This is a genomic window from Pseudomonas sp. WS 5532, assembly GCF_012985445.1.
GTDB lineage: Bacteria > Pseudomonadota > Gammaproteobacteria > Pseudomonadales > Pseudomonadaceae > Aquipseudomonas > Aquipseudomonas edaphica.
The window spans coordinates 131,080-148,453 of record NZ_JAAQWK010000001.1 but is presented as its reverse complement, the minus strand read 5'-3'; the positions used below and the strand labels follow the sequence as shown (position 1 = coordinate 148,453).

Annotated in this window: 17 protein-coding genes and 5 tRNA genes; 9 read left to right on the top strand and 13 right to left on the bottom strand. The window is 59.7% G+C overall.

Going from position 1 to position 17,374, the window contains the following annotated elements; translation table 11 throughout:
* Positions 1-11: 11 nt before the first annotated feature.
* A complete protein-coding gene (locus tag HBO23_RS00750; RefSeq protein ID WP_170036225.1) occupies positions 12-2,168 on the bottom strand; it encodes a DUF1631 domain-containing protein in 2,157 nt (718 codons plus the stop codon).
* Positions 2,169-2,412: 244 nt separating this feature from the next.
* On the opposite strand from HBO23_RS00750, the gene nadC reads away from it, so the two are divergent.
* Positions 2,413-3,261 (top strand): carboxylating nicotinate-nucleotide diphosphorylase, encoded by an 849-nt coding sequence (gene nadC / locus HBO23_RS00745; RefSeq protein ID WP_170036223.1) that lies wholly within the window; start codon positions 2,413-2,415, stop codon positions 3,259-3,261.
* Between the two features lie 54 nt (positions 3,262-3,315).
* Here the strand turns inward: nadC and HBO23_RS00740 are convergent, their stop codons facing one another.
* From HBO23_RS00740 to HBO23_RS00730, 3 genes are all read right to left on the bottom strand, one after another.
* A complete protein-coding gene (locus tag HBO23_RS00740) occupies positions 3,316-3,621 on the bottom strand; it encodes a DUF6388 family protein (protein WP_017134512.1) in 306 nt (101 codons plus the stop codon).
* A gap of 166 nt (positions 3,622-3,787) precedes the next feature.
* Positions 3,788-3,860, bottom strand: a tRNA-Thr gene (locus HBO23_RS00735).
* A gap of 64 nt (positions 3,861-3,924) precedes the next feature.
* Positions 3,925-4,338 carry a pilin gene (locus HBO23_RS00730; protein WP_170036516.1) on the bottom strand — a complete coding sequence of 138 codons (414 nt, stop codon included), beginning with the start codon at positions 4,336-4,338 and terminating at the stop codon, positions 3,925-3,927.
* Between the two features lie 202 nt (positions 4,339-4,540).
* Here HBO23_RS00730 and HBO23_RS00725 point away from each other — a divergent pair, with 202 nt between their 5' ends.
* From HBO23_RS00725 to yacG, 4 genes are read left to right on the top strand one after another with little or no spacing between them, the layout of a single operon-like run.
* Positions 4,541-5,749, top strand: a complete 1,209-nt coding sequence (locus tag HBO23_RS00725; RefSeq protein WP_169986846.1) for a type II secretion system F family protein — start codon at positions 4,541-4,543, stop codon at positions 5,747-5,749.
* Positions 5,746-6,612, top strand: a complete 867-nt coding sequence (locus HBO23_RS00720; RefSeq protein ID WP_275942351.1) for an A24 family peptidase — start codon at positions 5,746-5,748, stop codon at positions 6,610-6,612. The genes HBO23_RS00725 and HBO23_RS00720 overlap by 4 nt, the downstream gene beginning before the upstream one ends.
* Entirely contained in the window at positions 6,609-7,232 is a 624-nt protein-coding gene (gene coaE / locus HBO23_RS00715; protein WP_017134508.1) for a dephospho-CoA kinase, read from the top strand. The genes HBO23_RS00720 and coaE overlap by 4 nt, the downstream gene beginning before the upstream one ends.
* Entirely contained in the window at positions 7,229-7,429 is a 201-nt protein-coding gene (gene yacG / locus HBO23_RS00710; protein ID WP_017134507.1) for a DNA gyrase inhibitor YacG, read from the top strand. Before coaE ends, yacG begins: the two co-directional genes overlap by 4 nt.
* Here the strand turns inward: yacG and HBO23_RS00705 are convergent.
* Both HBO23_RS00705 and HBO23_RS00700 read right to left on the bottom strand, forming a co-directional pair.
* On the bottom strand, positions 7,426-7,641 hold the full coding sequence (locus HBO23_RS00705; RefSeq protein ID WP_003171680.1) for a hypothetical protein: 216 nt from the start codon (positions 7,639-7,641) through the stop codon (positions 7,426-7,428). The genes yacG and HBO23_RS00705 overlap by 4 nt on opposite strands.
* A gap of 74 nt (positions 7,642-7,715) precedes the next feature.
* On the bottom strand, positions 7,716-8,405 hold the full coding sequence (locus tag HBO23_RS00700) for an energy-coupling factor ABC transporter permease (RefSeq protein ID WP_099550506.1): 690 nt from the start codon (positions 8,403-8,405) through the stop codon (positions 7,716-7,718).
* 129 nt (positions 8,406-8,534) lie between these two features.
* Between HBO23_RS00700 and HBO23_RS00695 the strand changes: the two genes are divergently transcribed.
* The 3 genes from HBO23_RS00695 to HBO23_RS00685 all read left to right on the top strand — a co-directional run bounded on the left by HBO23_RS00695 (position 8,535) and on the right by HBO23_RS00685 (position 10,786).
* Positions 8,535-9,164: a DUF1780 domain-containing protein gene (locus HBO23_RS00695; RefSeq protein WP_017134504.1), complete on the top strand. Its 630-nt coding sequence runs from the start codon at positions 8,535-8,537 to the stop codon at positions 9,162-9,164.
* Positions 9,165-9,253: 89 nt separating this feature from the next.
* The gene (locus HBO23_RS00690; protein ID WP_017134503.1) at positions 9,254-9,427 is read left to right on the top strand and encodes a DUF3094 family protein; all 174 of its coding nucleotides are present in this window, start codon (positions 9,254-9,256) and stop codon (positions 9,425-9,427) included.
* Positions 9,428-9,487: 60 nt separating this feature from the next.
* Positions 9,488-10,786, top strand: coding sequence for an NAD(P)/FAD-dependent oxidoreductase (locus HBO23_RS00685; RefSeq protein ID WP_170036214.1), 1,299 nt, complete (start codon positions 9,488-9,490; stop codon positions 10,784-10,786).
* 190 nt (positions 10,787-10,976) lie between these two features.
* On the opposite strand, the gene HBO23_RS00680 is transcribed toward HBO23_RS00685, so the two are convergent.
* The 7 genes from HBO23_RS00680 to rluD all read right to left on the bottom strand — a co-directional run bounded on the left by HBO23_RS00680 (position 10,977) and on the right by rluD (position 16,093).
* Positions 10,977-11,053, bottom strand: a tRNA-Pro gene (locus HBO23_RS00680).
* Between the two features lie 94 nt (positions 11,054-11,147).
* Positions 11,148-11,223, bottom strand: a tRNA-Lys gene (locus HBO23_RS00675).
* Between the two features lie 5 nt (positions 11,224-11,228).
* Positions 11,229-11,305, bottom strand: a tRNA-Pro gene (locus tag HBO23_RS00670).
* A 10-nt stretch (positions 11,306-11,315) separates the two neighbouring features.
* Positions 11,316-11,391, bottom strand: a tRNA-Asn gene (locus HBO23_RS00665).
* A 303-nt stretch (positions 11,392-11,694) separates the two neighbouring features.
* Positions 11,695-14,259, bottom strand: coding sequence for an ATP-dependent chaperone ClpB (gene clpB, locus HBO23_RS00660; RefSeq protein WP_017137594.1), 2,565 nt, complete (start codon positions 14,257-14,259; stop codon positions 11,695-11,697).
* Positions 14,260-14,408: 149 nt separating this feature from the next.
* Complete coding sequence (pgeF, locus tag HBO23_RS00655) at positions 14,409-15,134, bottom strand: peptidoglycan editing factor PgeF (RefSeq protein WP_169986842.1); 726 nt, start codon at positions 15,132-15,134, stop codon at positions 14,409-14,411.
* Positions 15,131-16,093 (bottom strand): 23S rRNA pseudouridine(1911/1915/1917) synthase RluD, encoded by a 963-nt coding sequence (gene rluD, locus HBO23_RS00650; protein WP_017137596.1) that lies wholly within the window; start codon positions 16,091-16,093, stop codon positions 15,131-15,133. Before rluD ends, pgeF begins: the two co-directional genes overlap by 4 nt.
* Positions 16,094-16,242: 149 nt before the next feature.
* Here rluD and HBO23_RS00645 point away from each other — a divergent pair, with 149 nt between their 5' ends.
* Complete coding sequence (locus HBO23_RS00645; RefSeq protein WP_017137597.1) at positions 16,243-17,268, top strand: outer membrane protein assembly factor BamD; 1,026 nt, start codon at positions 16,243-16,245, stop codon at positions 17,266-17,268.
* The last annotated feature ends 106 nt before the right edge of the window (positions 17,269-17,374 follow it).

Below are 17,374 nucleotides of genomic sequence, written 5' to 3'. Positions count from 1 at the left end.
TGCGGTTGCGATCACTTGCCGCGATTGAGTTGGCGCAGCGTGCCAATCACCGACGTCAGCGCGCGGTCGAACAGCAGCCCCTCATCAAGGCTGCGCAGCGCGCCCTGCTTGAGGGCCATGGCCAATTGGCCGGCACTTTTCTCGAGGGCTTTGAGCCCGGTGCGGCTGACAAAAATATAGCGGTTGGCCGGCGCCATGATGGCCTTCAGCTTGCAACGCAGCCGGCTGCCGTCCTCCTGCTGGAACTCAAACCAGTGACCAATGTGCAACTGCTGGACCTTGAGCAACTCCGGATCATCACTGGGCAGACTCGGGATGGCGTCAGGCACCTCGCTACTGAGCGAAAACGGCTCACGCACCTCGATCAGCGTGTCCAGGCGCTCGCCTTCGAACGACTGCAGGTGCATGGCCTGCAAACGTAGAAAAAATTCGCGGGTGCTGAAGGGGTCGAACGCAGCACTGGTCAACCCATCACGCAAGGCTTTGAGCAGGCCGGGCAGCTGCTCAAGCAAGTGCCGGCCGGCCTCGGTGTCTTTTTGCAGGCTGACGCTCCAGATCAATTCGTCCATGGTGCGCACGGCCGCCTGCCATTGCACTGACTGCTCGCCCTGCTTGAGGCTGGCCAGCAACAGCACCTGGCTCCAGGCCTGCTGGATAAACTGCACCACGGACTGCGGCAACACTCGGCCCACCAACCGTCGATTGAGCACCTCGGCCACCCGCTGACGCGCGGCGTCTTTGCGCACCCGGCCTTCTTCGGCCTCACAGGTGTGCTGTTCGAGCAACTCGCTGCGGTGGCGCTCGTCGGCAGTAGAGGCACTGAACTGCGCCAGCACCTGGGGGAAAATCGCCAGGTCTTCAACGAACTCATTCAACAGCCGTTGCACCACCTGCTCAGTGCGCAGGTACAGGCTGTCACGCTGATAATCATCGCGCGGGCTCCATGTCATGGCGGCGCTGGCGATTTCATTGAGCAGACGTCGCGCCGGGTGGCTGGCGCGGCTGAAAAAACTCTTGTCCAGCACCGCCACTTTCAACAGCGGAATCTGCAAGCGTGCGATCAAGGCCTTGAATACGTCAGGCACGCTGTGATCCGTAAGGATGAACTCGAACAACAGCGCGACCAGGTTGATCACATCCTCATCGGCGTCTTCCACCACACGGGATTTACCGCTCTTGACGCTCACGCGGGTCAACAACTGTTCAAGCTGGTTACGCAGGTCGAAGTCGTCTTCGGCCTCGGGCTCCGGCACATATTGCTGCAGGTGGGAGAGCAGGCGCAGCAAATCGCGGGTGGCGATGGGCTGGGGTTCGGCGCTGGCTTCCAGGGTGGGCGCGACGCTGCCACGCACGGCAGCGAGCAACTTCTGCAACGCGGCGAAGGCTTGCTGGCCGTTTTCATCCAAGGGCTGATCAACGGCCTGCACACTGCCTTCGCGCTGCTGCTCGCGAGCTTCACGCCCACCTGGGCGGCGTGACGGCACAGCCTTGAGCTGCGGCAAAACGCCAGTGGCAACCAGCAGTTGGTTGGCCTCGGCGTACAGTTGGTCGGCGTCACTGAGCACATACTTTTCGAACAGCTTGAGCATGATCAGCTTGACGCGAATCTCCACCCCCAGGCTGCGCCCCGCACGCAGGAAGAACTCGCACAGCAGTGCCGGGCCAAGCGGGTTATCGCGCTCATCCAGGGGGTTGCCGAGCAACGCGCCCAGGCGCGCGGTTAATTGCCCCAGCGCCAGGCCATCGCGATGGCGCACCCGGCCGAGCATGGCCTCCAGCGCGACAGCTTTTTCCAGCTCATCACTGGACGTACCCGGCGCCGCCTCATAGGACACCATCGGCACCAAGTGAAACTCACCGCGCTCGGCCTGGCCCAGGTCGATAAATGCGGCGAACAATTGCTCCATGAACACGCGCTCGAAATTCTTGCGCTTGAGGCGCAGGTCACGCATGGCTTCAAAGAAAATATGGTGGTCGACGTTGCTGCGGGCCTTGTCGGCCATTTCAAACAAGGTGTCGTCAGCGTTATCGAACAGCTCCTGCAAACCTTGCTGCAACTGCTGTGCAGCCTTGTCGCGAACCTGCAGCAACACCACCGGCAGGCGCGCGAGCGGCGATGGCGTGGCCTGTGCCCGATTGATGGGCACCACCTTTCCGTCAATGTGCATCCTGGCCTCCTGAAACGGCGGTGATGAGTTGGGGAAAAATCGGCTACAGGCCCCATCGGGCTGCAAACACCGGTTATCTCCAAGGACGTCAAAGCTATGACGCCAATCGCAAGGCGCGCGATTATCTTGCAAATGGGGGCTGTTGCGCCAGTGAACTCTGCCAATGCGCTGTAAATGAGTGGCGAGTATGGGTTCGGCGGCGCGCTGCCCCTATAATCGAGGCACTTTGTTTGTGGAGCCTGTTATGCCGAATCTCCTTCTTGCCGACCTCACCGCCGAAATCGAAGCCAACGTGCGCCGCGCACTGCTGGAAGACATCGGCAGCGGCGACATCACTGCGCAACTGATCCCGGCCGAACGGCTGGCCAAGGCCACCATCATTACCCGCGACGCAGCCGTTATCGCCGGCACCGCCTGGGTGGACGCGGTGTTCCGCCAGCTCGACCCACGGGTTGCAGTGCATTGGCAGGTGGCCGACGGCGAGCGTGTGAGCCCCAATCAAGTGCTGTTCCACCTTGAAGGCCCGGCACGCTCACTGCTGAGCGGCGAAAGGTGTGCGCTGAATTTTCTGCAGATGTTGTCAGGCGTCGCCACGCGCGCGCAGTACTTGGCGGACTTTGTCGCCAGCACTCAGGTCAAGTTGCTGGACACCCGCAAAACCCTGCCGGGCCTGCGCCTGGCGCAGAAGTACGCCGTGACTTGCGGCGGTTGCCACAACCATCGCATCGGGTTGTATGACGCGTTCCTGATCAAGGAAAACCATATCGCCGCCTGTGGCGGGATTGCCGAGGCGATTACCGCCGCCCACAAGATCGCGCCGGGCAAGCCAGTGGAAATCGAAGTGGAAAGCCTGGAGGAGCTGCGTGAAGCACTGGCGGCGGGCGCCGATATCATCATGCTCGACGAATTGAGCCTGGATGACATGCGTGAGGCCGTGCGCCTGAATGCCGGCAAGGCCAAGCTGGAAGCCAGCGGCGGGATCAATGAAACCACCTTGCTGCCTATCGCGCAGACCGGGGTGGATTACATTTCCATCGGTGCGATGACCAAGGATGTGAAGGCGGTGGATTTGTCGATGCGCCTGAGCACCTGAGCAAGCAACATCCGAGCAAAAGGAGCGAGGTTGCTCGCTCCTTCAATTTCGCGCTCAGATCGCGAGATTATTCATCCCGCAATACTCGTTCCAGTCAACGCCCAGTACCTCGGCGGCCTCCTTGTGCAAGGCCAGGCGCGCCGCTTCGAACTCTTGCGGCGTCGAGGTGTACTTGAGGGTCAGTTCCCATGGCTGCAGGCCCTGGGCCTCGGCCTCATCCTCGAAGGCCCACTGGATCTGGTCCTTTTGATCATCGGCGCTCAGGTCCTTGATCTCGTCGAGCAGTTCCGGCGATTCCGCGACGTATTTTTTGAGGGCTGCTTCGTGCCGCTGTTCCTGGGTCATTTCTTGTGTGGTCATGTTGTTCTCTTAGATCATGGAATGGGGATGCATCTGGGTCATCAAGGTTGCGCAGATACAAAAAAGTGGGCACGAATGCCGCCTCGTCTGGCCTTCAGAACCATTCTGGGATCATCTGAAAACGTTGCCTTTGAAACAGTGTCGCCGTTGAAACAGTGTTGCCTTGTGCCCGAGACAGGAGTCGAACCTGCGACCTTCGCGTTACGAGTGCGCTGCTCTACCAACTGAGCTACACGGGCGGTGGGCTAAAGCTAGCACCGCATTGGGCAGGCAGCAACAAACTCGCTGACCGCCCGGCAGGCATTACGCCCCGTCGGCGCCGCAACCCTTGGCGGCGTACTGCGCCTCGACCGTGGTGGCACAGGCCCAACCCAGGGTGGCGCTGCGCGTCAAGGTGATGGTCTTGCCCAGTACCGGCGCAGGTGCATCGAGGATTTCGCAGGTAATGGAACCGACGCCCGTGGCCACATCGCCGGTTACGGTGATCGTGCAGTTGGCAGTCGGGCTGGTGCCACCAATCAAAGGCAAGGTCGGCACAGTGCCCTGGTTAAGGGTGTCTTCAAAACCGGCCTTCAACGCCGCAATTTCAGCCAGCCCCGCCGTGAACTTGGCCTTGGCCTGGTGCTTGGTGTACATGGGCAGACCGATGGTGGCCAAAATGCCGATGATTGCCACGACGATCAACAACTCGATCAAGGTAAAGCCTTTCTGACGCATCACATTCACTCTCCAGAATAAAAACCTTATCAAGGCGCGTCCTGCGCCCCGCAGTGTGCAGCGGCGCCAGTGTACTCATCCGTGAGCGCCCAATTGTGGGTAAGACGCACATTCTGACATTTTATCGTGCGCCCACGAGCGGTCCGAATCCGTCATCTGACTAAGCTATAAATCTACGACGACCTGTGTGCGGACCTGTGCCATGAATGACGCTTCAACGATCTACGCCTGGGAAGGCACCAACCGCAAAGGCCGCCGGGTGTCCGGGCAAGCCACCGGGCATAACCTGGCACTGATCAAGGCACAGCTGCGCCAGCAGGGGATTTACCCCGGGCGCGTGCGCAAAAAGGCTTCGCACCGGCCATATTTTGCCGCGCCGATAAAACCCGCCGACATCGCGCTGTTCACGCGCCAATTGGCGACCCTGTTAAAGGCAGGCATTGCGCTGCTGCAGGCGTTCGACATCATCTGCGAAGGCTTCGAAAACCGGCAGATGCGCGCGTTGATAAAAGGCTTGAAGCAGGAGATTGCCGCCGGTAGTAGCCTGGCAGCAGCGCTGCGCAAACAGCCGCGTCACTTTGATGACTTGTATTGCAACCTGATTGCCGCAGGCGAACAGGCAGGCGCCCTGGAAACATTGCTCGAACGGGTGGCGATTCACCTGGAAAAAAGCCAGCAGCTCAAGGCGCGAATCAAAAAAGCCATGACCTACCCTATCGCCGTAATCGTCGTCGCCTGCCTGGTCAGCGCAGTTTTGCTTATTCACGTGGTGCCGCAGTTCCAGAACATCTTCGCCGGGGTAAACGGCCAACTGCCGGGCTTTACCTTGCTGGTGATTGCGCTGTCCAACTTCCTGCAGCACGCCTGGTGGATGCTTGCCTTGGGGCTGGGTATGGCAATAACTGCGCTGCGCCATGCCTATCGGGCTTACCCGGGGTTTCGTGACGGGCTGGATGCCGCTTTGTTGAACGCGCCCCTGGCTGGCACACTGCTGAGGCGCTCAGCCATCGCCCGCTACGCCCGTACACTTTCAACCACCTTTGCCGCGGGCGTGCCATTGGTGCAGGCTCTGGACTCCGTGGCAGGCGCGGCAGGCAATGGATTGTTCACAAAGGCGATCGAACATATGCGGCACGATGTATCCACAGGTGTGCCGTTGAACCAGTCCATGGCCCACAGCGGGCTGTTCCCCAGCATGGCCATCCAGATGACGGCCATCGGTGAAGAGTCGGGCACCCTGGACCTCATGCTGGAAAAAGTCGCCAACCACTATGAAGCCGATGTGGAGAACCTGGTCGATAACCTCACCAGCCTGATGGAGCCACTGATCATGGTGGTGTTGGGGGGCATTGTCGGCGCGTTGGTGATTGCGATGTATCTGCCGGTGTTCCAGTTGGGGTCGGCGTTTTGAGCCTGCTGCTGGGTGAACAACCCTGGGTCTTTGTCGGGATGGCGTTGGTGCTCGGCCTGATCGTCGGCAGCTTTCTCAACGTGCTGGTGTGGCGCCTGCCGAAGATGCTCGTGCGCGAATGGCGCGCCCAGGCCCAGGAAATACTCGGCCTGCCGGCCGACCCCGCCGGCCCTGTCTACAACCTGATGCATCCCAACTCGTGCTGTGCGCATTGCAGCCAGCCGATTCGCCCCTGGGAAAATATCCCGGTACTCAGCTACCTGCTACTCAAGGGGCGCTGCGCCCGCTGCCGCGAGTCTATCAGCGCGCGTTACCCCTTTACCGAACTGGCCTGTGCGCTGCTCTCGGCCATGGTCGCCTGGCATTTTGGCTTCGGCTGGCAAGCTGGCGCAGTGATGCTGCTGAGTTGGGGCCTGCTGGCGATGAGCCTGATCGACATCGATCATCAACTGCTGCCGGATGTGCTGGTGTTGCCACTGCTGTGGCTGGGGCTGGTCCTCAATAGCGGCGGCTTGTTGGCGACGCTGCCCGATGCGCTGTGGGGCGCAGTCATAGGCTATGTGTGCCTGTGGAGCGTGTTCTGGGTGTTCAAGGTGGTCACCGGCAAGGACGGCATGGGTTATGGCGATTTCAAGCTATTGGCCCTGCTCGGTGCCTGGGGTGGTTGGCAGATCCTGCCGATGACGCTGCTGATAGCGTCGCTGCTGGGCGTGTTCGCAGGCCTTGTCCTGATGCGTTTGCGCAAGTCCCAGGCATCGGTGCCGATGCCATTTGGCCCGTGCCTGGCAATTGCCGGCTGGATTGCATTGCTCTGGGGTGGTCAAATAACCGACTTCTATTTGCAGTCTGTCGGTTTCAGATGACCACTTGTGTCGCAACACCCTGGATTCTAGGCCTCACCGGCGGCATCGGCAGCGGTAAAAGCGCGGCCGCCCAGCACTTTATCGACCTGGGCATTGACCTGGTCGATGCCGACCATGCCGCACGCTGGGTGGTCGAACCCGGCCGGCCAGCACTCGCACGCATTGCCGAGCATTTTGGTGCAGGTGTGCTGCAGGCGGACGGCCAGTTGGACCGCGCCGCCCTGCGCAAGCTGATCTTTGAAGTTCCCGAAGAACGTCGCTGGCTGGAAGCCCTGCTGCACCCGTTGATTGGCGAAGAAATTCGCAGCCATCTGGCGCGTGCGCAATCGCCTTACGCGATCCTGGTCTCACCGCTGCTGATCGAGTCCGGCCAGTACAGCATGACCCAGCGCATCCTGGTGATCGACGTGCCGCAATCGCTGCAGATTCAGCGTACCCTGCAGCGCGACGGCATCAGCGAACAGCAGGTGCAGGCGATCCTCAAGGCTCAGTCCAGCCGTGAAGACCGTCTGAACCATGCCGATGACGTGCTGGTCAACGACAAGGACCTCGCCTGGCTGCACAGCGAGGTCGAGCGACTGCACCACTTTTACCTTACTTTGCGTGGAGGCCGATCATGAGCCAACCCTTGACCGTCGACTGCCCAACCTGCGGCGCACCCGTGGAATGGAAACCCGACAACCTCAACCGGCCGTTCTGCTCGGACCGCTGCAAGCTTATCGACCTTGGCGCCTGGGCCGCGGAAGAACACAAGATTCCGGTGAGCCCGGATGCCGAGGACGAGCTGTTCTCAGAAGACCTGCCGCCGCGCCACTAAGGCCGCATAAAGGCGTATTCCTGCTGGTCGTCGAGGTTTTCTGCAAGGTATTGCAGCTCGTCGGCCAGGTCTTCAAAACTGCGCACACCCTTGCTCTGCTGCACCACCGCACTGAGCATGGCGCGCAGGGTAAGGCCTGGGTCAAAACCGATTTCCTGTGCCGCATCCTGGCTTCTGCGCAACTCTTGCCGCGCCCATTCGTACACACTCATAGTCTGTGCCCCGCCCTGCTCAGTAAAATTTCGCAGAGCATGGGCCTGCGCGGCCGCCTGGGATTTGATCTGGATCAACGCCGCGAATCGTCATCCTTCCACGGCGCCGACAGGTAGCGCGTACGGTTGAAGGTCTCCAGCCATTCCGGGCAGAACACCACCAGGGCACTGACGACCATGCCGTTGATAAACGCCTCGGGGAAGATGATCAGCCACAGGTAACCGACGAAGTCTTCCAGCCACTCGGGCATGGCAAAACGGCCGTCAAACCACAACAACCCCAACGCCGCCAGCAGGCACAGCAGTGCCGACAGCGCTGCGGCGAAAAAGCCGGAACAGAAGATATACACAAAGGGGTTGCGCGGTTGCGCCCGCTCCACCAGCAGCGCGCAGGTCTCGGTGACCAGCACCGGCAAACCAATCAGCAGCAAACCATTGACCCCGACCGCCGCCAGGTCCTGGCGCCCCAGCAGCACCAAACCCAATTGCGCGGCCAACCCGCCGACGATAGCCAGGGGCCAATCCAGCAGCAGGGTCACGGCGGTCATGCCGATAAAGTGGTAAGACACACCGGTGTCGAAATCCCGCCGTACCAGCCAGAGCATAAACAGGGCAAACACGGTGCCGAACAGCAAATGCTGGCGCCGCCGGTCGGCAAACAACTCGACCCACGGTGCGCGCAGGATCGCCCACATGACCAATGGCGCGTAAAACAGCCAGCCAATGATGAGCGTTTGCGGCGCCAACACTGCAGCGCTGATCACGAGCGTAATGCCTTTGCAGAAAACCTCACCACACACCTCGTCCATGCAGTTGCTGTTGAATGAGCAGTCTACACCGGCGTTTCAAAGCAAGACTTCCTGCGGTCATCAATTGGACGCTAAGCTGCCAATATGGATGACTCAGATTATTTGCGCCTGCTCACCGTAGCGGCCGAACAAGCCAATGCGTTCCTGTCCAATGCCCGCAAATGGGAGCGTGAGCGTTGGGTCTGCCAGCGCCTGCTGCAAGGCTTGAACGTGCCTTACCGTGCCGAAGAGTTTCACCCCGCCGGCCAAGAGCCGCCGGACGTGTTGTTTCGCGACGCCAGTTTCGAAGTTTTTTTCGTATTGGATGAAGGCCGGCGCCTGAACGACGAATGGCGTGATGAGTTGCTGCGGCGGCGCAGTGCGTTTTCCTTGAGCCAGTTGGTGCGACGCGAAGCCAAGCCACGGCGCATTCCGGCCCATGAATTCCTGCTGCGCCTGGCGCCGACGTTGCGCAAAAAGGCACATAACTACAAAGAACGCGGCATAGACCTGGGCGAGTTGGACCTGATTGCCTTCACCAGCCTCAAGCGTGAAGTGCTGGACCTCAACAGCCATTTCCCACCGCCTACCGAATACCTGCGCCAAGGCTGGCGCTCGCTGTCGTTGGTAGGCCCGACCTTTGCGCGCGTACTGTTTGCCCACCCGGACGCACCGGACTTCTTGCGCAACAACCTGGGGCGCAGCATAGTATTCGATGTGGGCATCAGCCTGTGACGCGGGCACCGGCTACGCTTGTGGCGAGCCCGCCAACCTTCTGGCTGTAACGTGGCGCCCTTTTGCAACGTCTACCTGACGAGGCCTTTATGACCAGCCGCCTGAACCCCGATGACCAACAGCATGTCGAAGAGTACCTGCAACTCTCCCAAAACCGAGTCGAGCGCAAGCCTTTCCGGCCGTGGCTGCTCCTGGGTGTGGTGCTGTTGGTGGTGATCGGGCTCGGCCTGCTGAGCCGCCTTTTGAGTTACCTGACGCTATGAGCTGCATCGCGCTCGCGAGGGTAACTGCTCCGATTTCTTTTAGCCTTGCGAGATATCCCCATGACCCATCGTATTATTATCGTCGGCGGCGGCGCCGGCGGCCTGGAGTTGGCTACCCGCCTGGGTAAGACTCTGGGCAAGCGCGGCACCGCCAGCATCACGCTGGTGGACGCCAACCTCACCCATATCTGGAAACCGCTGCTGCACGAAGTGGCCGCCGGTTCGCTGAACTCTTCGGAAGACGAGCTCAATTACGTCGCCCAGGCCAAATGGAACCACTTCGAGTTCCAACTGGGGCGCATGAGCGGGCTTGACCGTGAACAGAAAAAAATCCAGCTGGCCGCGACCCTCGATGAAGAAGGCCGTGAGCTGGTGCCTGCGCGCGTGCTGGGTTATGACAGCCTGGTGATCGCAGTCGGCAGCACCACCAACGATTTCGGCACCGAGGGCGCGGCGCAACACTGTCTGTTCCTCGACACCCGCAAACAGGCCGAGCGCTTCCATCAACAATTGCTCAACCACTATCTGCGCGCCCATGCGGGCCAGACCGACGTGGAAGAGAACATCAGCGTCGCTATCGTCGGCGCTGGTGCGACGGGCGTCGAATTGGCCGCTGAACTGCACAACGCCGCCCATGAGCTGGCTGCCTATGGCCTGGACCGCATTAAACCGGAAAACATGCACATCACCCTGATCGAAGCCGGCCCACGGGTATTGCCCGCGCTGCCGGAGCGGATCGGCGGGCCTGTGCACAAAACCCTGGAGAAACTTGGGGTAACGGTACTGACCAACTCGGCGGTCAGCGAAGTGACCGCGGATGCCTTGATCACCAGCAGCGGCCAGGTCATTCCAGCGAGCCTCAAGGTCTGGGCTGCGGGTATCCGCGCACCGGCCTTCCTCAAGGATATTGACGGGCTGGAAACCAACCGCATCAATCAATTGCAGGTATTGCCGACGCTGCAAACCACCCGTGATGAAAACATCTTCGCCTTTGGCGACTGCGCCGCCTGCCCGCAACCGGGCACCGACCGCAATGTGCCGCCACGCGCCCAGGCCGCTCACCAGCAGGCTTCACTGCTGGCCAAGTCGCTGAAACTGCGGATCGAAGGCAAGGACCTGCCGCCCTACAAGTACACCGACTACGGTTCGCTGATCTCGCTGTCGCGTTTTTCGGCGGTGGGTAACTTGATGGGCAATCTGACGGGCAGCGTGATGCTCGAAGGCTGGCTGGCGCGGATGTTCTACGTGTCGCTGTACCGCATGCACCAGATGGCGCTGTACGGGTTCTTCCGCACGGCAATGCTGATGCTGGGCAGCAAGATTGGGCGTGGGACTGAGCCTCGGCTCAAGCTCCATTAACAGCACAAACTAATGTGGGAGCTGGCTTGCCCGCGATGGCGATCGATCAGCACAAGATGCACAGGCTGATACACCGCTATCGCAGCGGTGCGACGATTCGACAAGCCAGCTCCCACATTTTTTGCGTAATATTTAAGATTTGCGCGCACAAAAAAAATCCCCGTATCTTTCGATACGAGGATTTTTAATATGGTCGGGGTAAGGGGATTCGAACTCCTGACATCCTGCTCCCAAAGCAGGCGCGCTACCGGACTGCGCTATACCCCGGTAAAAAAAAGGCGACCTCTCAGTCGCCTTCTTCGATCAGTGCTTTTGGCCTCTGATCTTAAGATTCGATTCCAGCGTTAACTGGTCTCAAAAATGGTGGGTCGTGTGGGATTCGAACCTACGACCAATTGGTTAAAAGCCAACTGCTCTACCAACTGAGCTAACGACCCAAAAATGGTCGGGGTAAGGGGATTCGAACTCCTGACATCCTGCTCCCAAAGCAGGCGCGCTACCGGACTGCGCTATACCCCGGTTTTGAAATTGGCTCCGTGACCAGGACTCGAACCTGGGACCCAATGATTAACAGTCATTTGCTCTACCGACTGAGCTATCACGGAACTACATATTTCAAATTTACAACTTCTACTGCTTTACAACCTTCTCATCGGCTTGTCCGTATCGCTACGTTCACGTCTCTGAGGCGCGCTATTCTACAATCTTAAAAACCCCTGTCAACCCTTTAAATTGCTTTTAAGACAATGATTTGCGCTTGTTTCTGATTTCTTCTTGGGGAGAAGAAACCCGTGGGCTGACGTTGCTGCGGGGCGCACTTTACAAGCCTTTGCCTTACAGTTCAACGCCCTATCGAAAAAAAAGGCCCCGCAATGCGGGGCCTCCTCTTATCGCCTTACAGTCTGGGCTTAGTGGAAGACGATTTCGTCGTTTTCCACCGTGGCCGCCACGCTGGTCCCCGGCATGAAGCTGCCCGACAGGATCAACTGCGCCAACGGGTTCTCGATCCAGCGCTGTATCGCACGTTTCAGAGGCCGTGCGCCGTACACGGGGTCGTAACCCACCGCGATCAACTTGTCCAACGCCTCGCTGCTCAGCTCCAGGTCAAGCTCACGCTCGGCCAGGCGGCTGCGCAGACGGCCCAACTGGATCTCGGTAATACCCGCGATCTGATCCCGCGCCAGAGGCTCGAAGATCACCACTTCATCGACCCGGTTGATAAATTCCGGGCGGAAGTGCGAGGTCAGCGCATCCATCACCGCAGCGCGCTGGGCCTCACGATCACCGACCAGCTCCTGGATCTGCGCCGAGCCCAGGTTAGAGGTCATCACGATCACCGTATTGCGAAAGTCCACAGTGCGCCCGTGGCTGTCCGTCAACCGGCCATCTTCCAGCACCTGCAGCAAGATGTTGAACACATCCGGGTGGGCCTTCTCGACCTCATCCAGCAGGATCACCGAGTAAGGCTTACGCCGCACGGCTTCGGTCAGGTAACCGCCTTCTTCATATCCCACATAGCCTGGTGGAGCACCGATCAGGCGCGCCACCGAGTGTTTCTCCATGAATTCGGACATATCGATGCGCACCATGGCCTCTTCAGTATCAAAGAGGAACTCGGCCAATGCCTTGCACAGCTCGGTCTTACCCACGCCGGTTGGGCCGAGGAACATAAACGAGCCGCTCGGACGATTCGGGTCGGACAAACCGGCCCGCGAACGCCGTACCGCATTGGACACTGCCACCACGGCCTCTTCCTGGCCGATGACGCGCTGGTGCAGCAGGCTTTCCATTTTCAGCAGCTTGTCGCGCTCGCCTTCAAGCATTTTCGACACGGGAATGCCGGTCCACTTGGAGACCACTTCGGCAATTTCTTCCTCGGTCACCTTGCTGCGCAGCAGCTGATTCTCGGGCTTGCCGTGCTGGTCAACCATTTGCAGGCTGCGCTCCAGGTCCGGGATCACCCCGTACTGCAACTCGGCCATGCGGTTCAGGTCGCCTTTACGGCGCGCTGCTTCCAGCTCCTGACGGGACTGCTCGATCTTTTGCTGGATCTGCGCAGAACCCTGCACTTCGGCTTTTTCCGAGGTCCAGATTTCTTCGAGGTCCGAATACTCGCGTTCCAGACGCAGGATTTCTTCCTGAAGTTTTTCCAGGCGTTTCTTCGCTGCGTCGTCCTCTTCTTTCTTAAGTGCCTGGGATTCAACTTTCAGCTGAATCAGGCGCCGATCCAGGCGGTCGAGCACTTCCGGCTTGGAATCGATCTCCATGCGAATGCGGCTGGCCGCTTCGTCGATCAGGTCGATGGCCTTGTCCGGCAACTGACGGTCGGTGATATAGCGATGGCTCAGTTTGGCCGCCGCAATGATCGCGCCGTCAGTGATCGCCACCTTGTGGTGCACCTCATAACGCTCTTTGAGGCCACGCAGGATGGCGATGGTGTCTTCTTCACTCGGTTCTTCCACCAATACTTTCTGGAAGCGGCGCTCAAGGGCCGCGTCCTTTTCAATGTACTGGCGGTATTCGTTGAGCGTGGTCGCGCCAACGCAATGCAACTCACCGCGCGCCAACGCCGGCTTGAGCATGTTGCCGGCGTCCATCGAACCTTCGCCCTTGCCGGCGCCGACCATGGTGTGCAGTTCATCGATAAACAGAATGATCTGCCCTTCCTGTTTCGACAGTTCATTAAGCAGGGACTTCAGGCGTTCTTCGAACTCGCCACGGAACTTGGCACCGGCGATCAGCGAACCCATGTCCAGCGACAACAAGCGCTTGCCTTTAAGGCCGTCCGGCACTTCACCATTGATGATGCGCTGGGCCAGGCCTTCGGCAATCGCGGTCTTACCCACGCCAGGCTCACCGATCAGCACAGGGTTGTTCTTGGTGCGGCGTTGCAACACCTGGATGGTGCGACGAATTTCGTCGTCACGGCCGATCACCGGGTCCAGCTTGCCTTCTTCGGCGCGCTTGGTCAGGTCGACGGTGTATTTGTCCAGGGCCTGGCGCGACTCCTCATGATTGGGGTCATTCACCGCCTCGCCGCCACGCAGGTTGTTGATGGCGTTTTCCAGAGCTTTTTTGCTCACGCCCTGGCCCAACAACAATTTGCCAAGCTTGCTGTTGTCGTCCATCGCGGCGAGCAGCACCAGTTCGCTGGAAATGAACTGGTCACCTTTCTGCTGGGCCAGGCGATCGGCCTGGTTAAGCAGGCGCGCCAAGTCCTGCGACATGTTCACGTCGCCGGTAGGGTTTTGGATTTTCGGCAGTTGGTCGAGCTCTTTGCTCAACTCCTTGCGCAAGCTGTTGACGTCAAAGCCCACCTGCATCAGCAAGGGTTTAATAGAACCACCTTGCTGTTCCAGGAGCGCCTGCATCAAGTGCGCAGGCTCAATCGCCGGGTGGTCGAGGCCGACCGCCAGGGATTGGGAATCCGAGAGTGCCAACTGCAATTTGCTGGTTAAACGATCAATACGCATTAGTCACCTTCCTTTTGAGCAGGCCGGAGCTAGAAATACACATCCTGAATGAAGAAACCTGCCAGATACCCTTATAGATGGGGTGGATTCTGGAAGATTCAAGCAACTGATCCTTGATGTGGATCAGCATTGACCCAAGTCAGGAGAGTCTAGCGCTCAAGCCAGATAAGGGAGGCGAACCGACCGGTGCGCGGGCTGCGACGATAGGAAAAGAAGCGTGGGTCGGTAACGGTGCATAAACCGCCACCATATACAGCGGTGACACCGCGCGCGGCCAGGCGCAGGCGCGCCAACTGGTAAATATCGGCCATGTACTTGCCGGGGTTGCGGCTAGGTACAAAGGCCTCGGCCGTGGTCGGCAATTGCTGCATGAAGGCTTCACGCACTTCGGGGCCGACCTCAAACGCTTGCGGGCCAATGGCCGGGCCTAGCCACACCAGTACTTCATCGGGCTCGGCATTCAAGCTTTCAAACGCAGCCTCCAATACACCGGCCGCCAGCCCGCGCCAACCGGCATGGGCAGCCGCCACACGTGTGCCGGCGCGGTTGCAGAACAACGCGGGCAGGCAATCGGCGGTCATTGAGGTGCAGGCAATGCCGGGTGTGCTGGTCCAACTGGCGTCGGCTTCAGCGATACGCGAAGGGTCAGCCTCCACCACGGTTATCCCGTGAACCTGGCGTAACCAGGCAGGCTGGATAGTAAAAGCGTCGGTAAGACGGCGACGATTTTCAAGGACGGCCTCAAGGCTGTCCTCGACATGATCGCCCAGATTAAGGCTGTCGAACGGCGCCAGACTGACGCCGCCCGCACGGGTGGTGACGCAGGCTTTGACTCCCGACGGCGCGGGCCAGTCAGGAATCAGCCAGTCACTCATCCTACAAACGCCTCGCGATCCTGCTTGAGCAGCGACAACAACCAGACCAGATCGTCCGGCAGAGGCGATTCCCAGCTCATCCGCTTACCGCTCGTCGGATGATCCAGCTCCAGGAAACGTGCATGCAGTGCCTGGCGCGGGAAGGTTTTCAGCGATTCAACCATGGTCTGGCTGGCCGCTGGCGGAATACGGAAGCGACCACCGTAGGCCGGATCTCCGACCAACGGGAAGTTGATGTGCGCCATATGCACGCGAATCTGGTGCGTGCGGCCGGTCTCCAGCTTCACCCGCACATGCGTGTGGGAGCGGAAACGCTCCAGCACACGGTAGTGGCTGACGGCCGGCTTGCCGCCTTCCATCACAGCCATACGCTGGCGCTGCTGGCCGTGGCGGCCGATCGGGGCGTTGATCTTGCCACCCGCCACCACCACGCCGATCACGATGCATTCGTAGATCCTGCTGACACTGCGGGCCTGCAATTGTGTGACCAACTGCGTCTGCGCCTGAATGGTCTTGGCCACCACCATCAAGCCGGTGGTGTCCTTGTCCAGGCGGTGCACGATGCCGCAGCGCGGCACGTTGACGATGTCCGGCACGTGGTGCAACAAGGCATTGAGCAAAGTGCCATCAGCGTGCCCGACCGCCGGGTGAACCACCAGGCCTGCAGGTTTGTTGATGACCAGGATGTCATCGTCTTCATAGACGATATCCAGCTCGATGTCTTGGGCGACCCATTCTCCCTGGGCTTCCTGCTCGGCAGTCAGCTCAAGAATCGCACCGCCATGGACTATGTCTCGCGGGCGGATAACCGCTCCATCCACAGTCAGGCGGCCGTCTTTGATCCAGGCGGAAAGGCGCGAGCGCGAGTGCTCAGCGAATAATTGTGCGGCGACTTGATCGAGGCGTTGGCCGCCCAATTCGGACGGCACCTCTGCGCGAAGTTCAATTTTATCGGACATGCTCAGACTAGGCGTGGCACAGCCTTTGGTTTCGGCTGCGCGCTTGTGGTTAAATACGGCGTCTTTTGCCCCGAGGCTTTCAACGGGGCGCTCATCATAACAGGACGGCCCCGCCCAAGACAGCGGCCGTCATAGGGACGCAAGCCGCCATGCAAGTGAAACACCTGCTGCTGATCGCCATCCTCGCCATGACTGCTGCTTGCTCGTCAACAAAGGAAGTCGTCGACGAAAACCTGAGCGAAGTCGAGCTGTATCAATTAGCTCAAAAAGACTTGGACAATAATAGCTACACCAGTGCCACAGCCAAGCTGAAGGCCCTGGAGTCGCGCTATCCGTTCGGGCGCTATGCCGACCAGGCACAGCTCGAGCTGATCTACGCCAACTACAAGAACGCGGAGCCTGAAGCTGCAAAATCCGCCGCCGAGCGTTTCATCCGCCTGCACCCGCAGCACCCGAACGTGGACTACGCCTACTACATGAAGGGCCTGACCTCGTTCGACCAGGATGTTGGCCTGCTGGCGCGCTTCCTGCCGCTGGACATGACCAAGCGTGACCCCGGTGCTGCCCGCGACTCCTTCAACGAGTTCGCCCAGCTCACCAGCCGCTACCCCAACAGCCGCTACTCGCCGGACGCCAAGCAGCGCATGATCTACCTGCGCAACCTGCTGGCGTCCTACGAGATTCACGTGGCCGACTACTACCTGACCCGTCAGGCGTATGTAGCTGCCGCCAACCGTGGTCGTTATGTAGTTGAGAACTTCCAGGAGACCCCATCCGTGGGTGATGGCCTGGCGGTGATGACCCAGGCTTACCAGGCATTGCACCTGGATGCATTGGCAACCACCAGCCTGGAAACCCTGAAGCTCAACTACCCGGACTCCCCAAGTCTGAAAGACGGCCAGTTCGTGCCTCGGGTAGCTGAAGCAGACAACCGTTCCTGGTTGAGCAAATACACCCTGGGCCTGATCAGTTCCCGTCCACCGTTGCCGCCGGGCGAAACCCGCGCCAACCAGGACGTGATGAAGCAGTTCCAGGACGCCAAGGAAGCCATTCCTTCGGAGCTCAAGCCGCATGACGCCAATGGCGACGTGATCGAAGAAGAAGCACCCCAGGCCCTGGGCAACAATGAAGACCGTTCGTGGTTCAGCTACATGACCTTCGGCGTGTTTGACTGATTGCACACAGCGTCATCAAGAAGGAGCCTCTCGAGGCTCCTTTTTTGTGGGCGTCTTGTTATTGCGCTGTGCGCTTGCCACGCGCTTGGCTAAACTGGCGCATTCC

Bases quoted from the DNA above. Each gene is read 5' to 3' on its own strand.
- HBO23_RS00750 (WP_170036225.1), bottom strand. From the start codon at position 2,168: ATGCACATTGACGGAAAGGTGGTGCCCATCAATCGGGCACAGGCCACG.
- nadC (WP_170036223.1), top strand. From the start codon at position 2,413: ATGCCGAATCTCCTTCTTGCCGACCTCACCGCCGAAATCGAAGCCAAC.
- HBO23_RS00740 (WP_017134512.1), bottom strand. From the start codon at position 3,621: ATGACCACACAAGAAATGACCCAGGAACAGCGGCACGAAGCAGCCCTC.
- HBO23_RS00730 (WP_170036516.1), bottom strand. From the start codon at position 4,338: ATGCGTCAGAAAGGCTTTACCTTGATCGAGTTGTTGATCGTCGTGGCA.
- HBO23_RS00725 (WP_169986846.1), top strand. From the start codon at position 4,541: ATGAATGACGCTTCAACGATCTACGCCTGGGAAGGCACCAACCGCAAA.
- coaE (WP_017134508.1), top strand. From the start codon at position 6,609: ATGACCACTTGTGTCGCAACACCCTGGATTCTAGGCCTCACCGGCGGC.
- yacG (WP_017134507.1), top strand. From the start codon at position 7,229: ATGAGCCAACCCTTGACCGTCGACTGCCCAACCTGCGGCGCACCCGTG.
- HBO23_RS00705 (WP_003171680.1), bottom strand. From the start codon at position 7,641: ATGAGTGTGTACGAATGGGCGCGGCAAGAGTTGCGCAGAAGCCAGGAT.
- HBO23_RS00695 (WP_017134504.1), top strand. From the start codon at position 8,535: ATGGATGACTCAGATTATTTGCGCCTGCTCACCGTAGCGGCCGAACAA.
- HBO23_RS00690 (WP_017134503.1), top strand. From the start codon at position 9,254: ATGACCAGCCGCCTGAACCCCGATGACCAACAGCATGTCGAAGAGTAC.
- HBO23_RS00685 (WP_170036214.1), top strand. From the start codon at position 9,488: ATGACCCATCGTATTATTATCGTCGGCGGCGGCGCCGGCGGCCTGGAG.
- clpB (WP_017137594.1), bottom strand. From the start codon at position 14,259: ATGCGTATTGATCGTTTAACCAGCAAATTGCAGTTGGCACTCTCGGAT.
- pgeF (WP_169986842.1), bottom strand. From the start codon at position 15,134: ATGAGTGACTGGCTGATTCCTGACTGGCCCGCGCCGTCGGGAGTCAAA.
- rluD (WP_017137596.1), bottom strand. From the start codon at position 16,093: ATGTCCGATAAAATTGAACTTCGCGCAGAGGTGCCGTCCGAATTGGGC.
- HBO23_RS00645 (WP_017137597.1), top strand. From the start codon at position 16,243: ATGCAAGTGAAACACCTGCTGCTGATCGCCATCCTCGCCATGACTGCT.